Genomic DNA, 4424 nt, shown 5'->3' with positions numbered 1-4424 from the left:
TAGTGACTGAGTTGGGCTACTATTTGAGTAGATTTTTGGGGTTTGGAGCGGAACCATTTCTTTTCTCAGCACCACTGCTCCCGCCATCCGCACTACTCGGTAGTTTGCTCCTGTCGGGGCTAAAGGAACTAATCTCTCACTCTTGGAATTAGCGAGTTAAAAAATCCTCCAACTGCTTTCCCTCTCTATTTCTGTTTTCATTGATCAATATCAAACAAAATACCATTTTTTAATTTACAAAGAGTTTGTTTTTATTACTCTGATGGTTATCCTTAACCACTATTTTATCTATTAAAGTATAATAAACTGATTTTCAAAAGACAAATAACTTTCCTGTAATCAGACAAAAATATATCGATAAAAAACTAATCAAAATCTTTTATTTTTATTTGGATTAAATAATAATAATGTTTTAGATTTGCCTTGTTTAGAATTAGTCTAATTTAATATAATAAAAAATGAAAAAATATTTAGTACTTATTGTTGTGTTTTTATCTGTTAAAACACTTGCTCAAAAAAAGGAAGATGAACAAGCAATTAAATCTATGTGTGGCTGTTACGAAATCAAATTCAATTTTGTAGAAACATTTGCTTATCCAAAAGATACTTCAAATTACAAAGCCTCTAAAGTGAAACACGAAACCGCTTTAGAATGGGCTGAAATAATAGAAGATGAACCGGGAAAAAAATCTATACAACACTTATTGATAGTCGGAAAAGGAATGATTGTTAAGCATTGGCGTCAAGATTGGATTTTTGAAAACACAAAATTTTATGACTACGGTGGATTTAACAATTGGAAGATCAAAACATTTGCTAAAGAAAAAGTAAAAGGACAATGGTCACAAAAAATATATGAAGTTGATGATAGACCAAGATATGAAGGAAGTGCAACTTGGGTGCATGTGGACGGCAGAACCTTTTGGGAAAATTTAACCAATGCTCCTTTACCAAGAAGAGAGTATACCCAAAGAAGTGATTACAATATTACCAAAAGAATCAACGAGATAGAAATTGTAAAAAATGGTTGGATTCACAATCAAGATAACGATAAAATTATTCGAGATGAAAAAGGAATCGACTATATTTTAGCACAAGAAAAAGGATATAACACTTACACAAAAGTAGCGGATTCAAAATGTGAAGCTGCTCAGAAGTGGTGGAAAGAGAATCGAGAGTTTTGGAAAAAAGTCCGTACAAAATGGGAAGCAGAATTTTCAAAAAACAATGATATTAAATTATTAGCAGAATTGGATGGCATGCCATTGTATATGCATCTGCAAAAATTAAAACCTAACGCCTCACAGGATGAAATAAACAAAGTAATTGACCGTTTTATCGTTACAAAATAATGAAACTGAAGATTTACATTATTGTATTGCTTTACTTTTCTTTTCACATTTCAGCAGCTCAAGTCGCGACAGATTCTGTAAAATCTAATCAACTTCAAGAAGTTATTATTACAGGAACCAGAACACAACGAAGCGTTGCTACTTTGCCTTTACCCACACAAATAATCACAGGAGAAAGTATTCGGAAGTCAGGATTAAGCCGATTGAATGAAATCATTCAGGAGCAAACAGGTTTGATTACTGTTCCGGATTTTGGCGGAGGTGAAGGAATTCAAATGCAAGGATTAGATGCGGCTTACGTGATGATTTTAATAGATGGTCAACCCTTGTTTGGCAGAAGCGCAGGCACATTGAATTTGGGTAGAATAACAATAAACAATATCGATAGAATAGAGATTGTAAAAGGAGCTTCTTCTTGTTTGTATGGTTCAGAGGCTTTGGCTGGAGTGGTAAATATAATTACAAAAAAACCTGAAATCACTGAAAAGCTAAAGACAAAAGTAAGCTATAAGTATGCCTCATTTAACACGAATGATGTCTCTACAACAGTTGAATACGGAAAGAAAAAAATTGGCTTGGAACTGTTTGCAAATTATTTTAACACCGATGGCTATAATCTCTCTGATAATAGCTTTACTCAAACCGTTGAACCGTATTCAAATTTCACCATACAACCCAAGATAAAAATTAATTTTTCTGAAGCCGTTAATCTTTTAATAAACTCAAGAATATATAACCAAAATCAAGACTATAAATCTGAAGTTAACGTTGAAAAATACAGTGGTGAAAGTCAAATTAATGAATGGAACAATTCACTGTTATTAAACCATCAGATTTCCGATAAATTTAAATTGGTTTACGATTTTTATGCTACCAATTATAAAGCCCGTGAATTTTTAAATGATGCTAGCAATCAACTGTTTGATGAGAGTAAATTTAATCAATGGTTTTATCGCCCGGAAATAAGAACACATTACAAAACAGGTAACAATATTATATCATTCGGTACTGGATTAAATGTTGAAACATTAGACCGAACTTTCTTTGAAACGAAGGCTAAACTCAATTCCGAATATATTTTCGGACAGTTGGAATGGTTCTTAAAAGAGAAATGGAATGTTTTGGTTGGTTTTCGATATGATAATCATCACCAATACGAATCACAGTTTAGTCCAAAGCTGGGTATTAATTACAAATGGAATGAGTCTTTTTCATTAAAAACATCTGTTGGTTACGGATATAAAGCACCAGACTTAAGGCAACTGTACTTAGATTTCACCAATTCCGCTGTAGGTTATACTGTTTTAGGTTACAATGTGGCAGAGGAAAGATTGGCCGAACTTTCCAGTCAAGGTCAACTCTTGTTTAGTAATAATTTTACTTTTTCTAATCCATTAAAGCCGGAAAGCTCTGTGAACCTAAACTTTGGTGGTTACTACAAAAAGAAGAATGTGACAATCGATTACAATTTGTTTTACAATAGCATTAAAAACTTAATCGACACAAAAGCAATTGCGCAAAAAACAAACGGTCAGAACGTTTTTTCATATTTCAATGTAGATCGGATTTTTACTTACGGTTTAGAGGTCAACAGTACTTATAAAACAAGTTCAAATCTTACGCTTTCAATTGGTTACCAATATTTAATAGCTAAAGATCAAACTGTAGTAGATAAAATTAAAAGAGGAGAAATATTTGCAAGAGATCCAATTACGCTAACCTCTTTCAGACTAAAACCAAGAGATTATTTCGGACTATACAATCGTTCTAATCATACGGCAAACATCAAAATAAATTATCAAATCCCAGCCATAAAAACAACTGTAAATATGCGTGTTTTTTACAGAAGTAAGTATGGAATTTTTGATAGCAACAACAATAATATTTTAGATAAATACGACGATTTTGTAAAAGAGTATTTTTTAACAAATCTTACGCTTATCAAAGATTTTAATAATGCTTTTTCAATGCAACTTGGGGTAATCAACTTGATGGATTACAAAGATGAAACCAATATTCCAAACTTGCCGGGAAGACAATTATTCACCAAAATAGAATATCAATTTTAAATAACTAATTAATAAATCCAAAATTATGTACAAATCATTTTTTTTAAAGTCAGTTTTAGCCCTTTCAGTACTCAGTTTGTTGACATCATGTTCTGATGATGACAATAACGCTGCCAATGTTTCCTTAGAGACGAAAACTTTTTCTAACCTCTATGCTCCGCAAACCGGTGGACAAGGGCAACCTGTTGGAGGCGCATTTACAAAATTTAGTTTTTCACAAAATGCAACTGTAACAGATGATTCTTGGGATATTGCGTTTCGTGGAACTACAATTATCGTGAACGGAGGTTCAGCTATTGGAATTACCGATGAACCAACTAGAACCGGAAATGGAGCTGTAAGTATAGTGACTAACACACTGGATGCTGTGACAACCATCCCGGATATTTCAACATTTGTTCAAGATGGCACTAATACCTACGCAATTCCTACCGGAAGCGGAAACGGTTGGTACAACTACAATTCCACTAATAACTTGATAACACCTGTCGCAGGAAAAGTTTTTGTAATAAAAACACAAGACGGAAAATACGCAAAAATGGAAATCATCAGTTACTATAAAGATGCGCCTGCAACTCCTGATGCAACAGCATTATCAAGATATTATACTTTCAGATATGTATATCAACCAAATGGAACAAGTTTCTAATTGAATATCCTATTCAAAAAATTCCTGTAAACTAAACTTCGGAAAATTAGAAATTGAAAGACTTATTGTTTCGGCAATAAGTCTTTTCTATTCAACTGAATTATTATAACTCTACTAAATGGAAATCAATAACAAAGACTTAATCACAAAATCAGCGACTTAAAAAATCCACCAATTGCTTTACCGCCAAACCACGGTGACTGATAGCTGACTTTTCCGCCATAGACAATTCGGCAAAAGTTTGGGTATATCCATCGGCTATAAAAATCGGATCATAACCAAAACCGTTAGTGCCTTTTTTTGCTTTAGTAATTTGTCCATTAATGATGCCGGTAAACAACTGTTGCTCTCCGT

At 33.1% G+C, this 4424-nt stretch carries 4 protein-coding genes; 3 read left to right on the top strand and 1 reads right to left on the bottom strand.

All coding sequences use genetic code 11. The annotated features are described in order from the left end of the window. Positions 1-458: 458 nt before the first annotated feature. The 3 genes from ACIQ32_RS12220 to ACIQ32_RS12210 are packed head-to-tail and all read left to right on the top strand — an operon-like array spanning position 459 to position 4070. Positions 459-1352, top strand: coding sequence for a DUF6607 family protein (locus tag ACIQ32_RS12220; RefSeq protein WP_396195958.1), 894 nt, complete (start codon positions 459-461; stop codon positions 1350-1352). After that, complete coding sequence (locus ACIQ32_RS12215; protein ID WP_396195957.1) at positions 1352-3421, top strand: TonB-dependent receptor plug domain-containing protein; 2070 nt, start codon at positions 1352-1354, stop codon at positions 3419-3421. Before ACIQ32_RS12220 ends, ACIQ32_RS12215 begins: the two co-directional genes overlap by 1 nt. 25 nt (positions 3422-3446) lie before the next feature. Further along, on the top strand, positions 3447-4070 hold the full coding sequence (locus ACIQ32_RS12210) for an HmuY family protein (RefSeq protein ID WP_396195956.1): 624 nt from the start codon (positions 3447-3449) through the stop codon (positions 4068-4070). A gap of 151 nt (positions 4071-4221) precedes the next feature. Here the strand turns inward: ACIQ32_RS12210 and ACIQ32_RS12205 are convergent. Beyond that, the coding region (locus ACIQ32_RS12205; protein WP_396195955.1) for a non-canonical purine NTP pyrophosphatase at positions 4222-4424 on the bottom strand (203 nt) is incomplete at its 5' end.

It is taken from the genome of Flavobacterium sp., from assembly GCF_044373165.1.
Taxonomy (GTDB): domain Bacteria; phylum Bacteroidota; class Bacteroidia; order Flavobacteriales; family Flavobacteriaceae; genus Flavobacterium.
Note: the sequence above shows the minus strand (reverse complement) of the source record. Positions and strands in the feature narration are given on the sequence as shown.

Bases quoted from the DNA above. Each gene is read 5' to 3' on its own strand.
- ACIQ32_RS12220 (WP_396195958.1), top strand. From the start codon at position 459: ATGAAAAAATATTTAGTACTTATTGTTGTGTTTTTATCTGTTAAAACA.
- ACIQ32_RS12215 (WP_396195957.1), top strand. From the start codon at position 1,352: ATGAAACTGAAGATTTACATTATTGTATTGCTTTACTTTTCTTTTCAC.
- ACIQ32_RS12210 (WP_396195956.1), top strand. From the start codon at position 3,447: ATGTACAAATCATTTTTTTTAAAGTCAGTTTTAGCCCTTTCAGTACTC.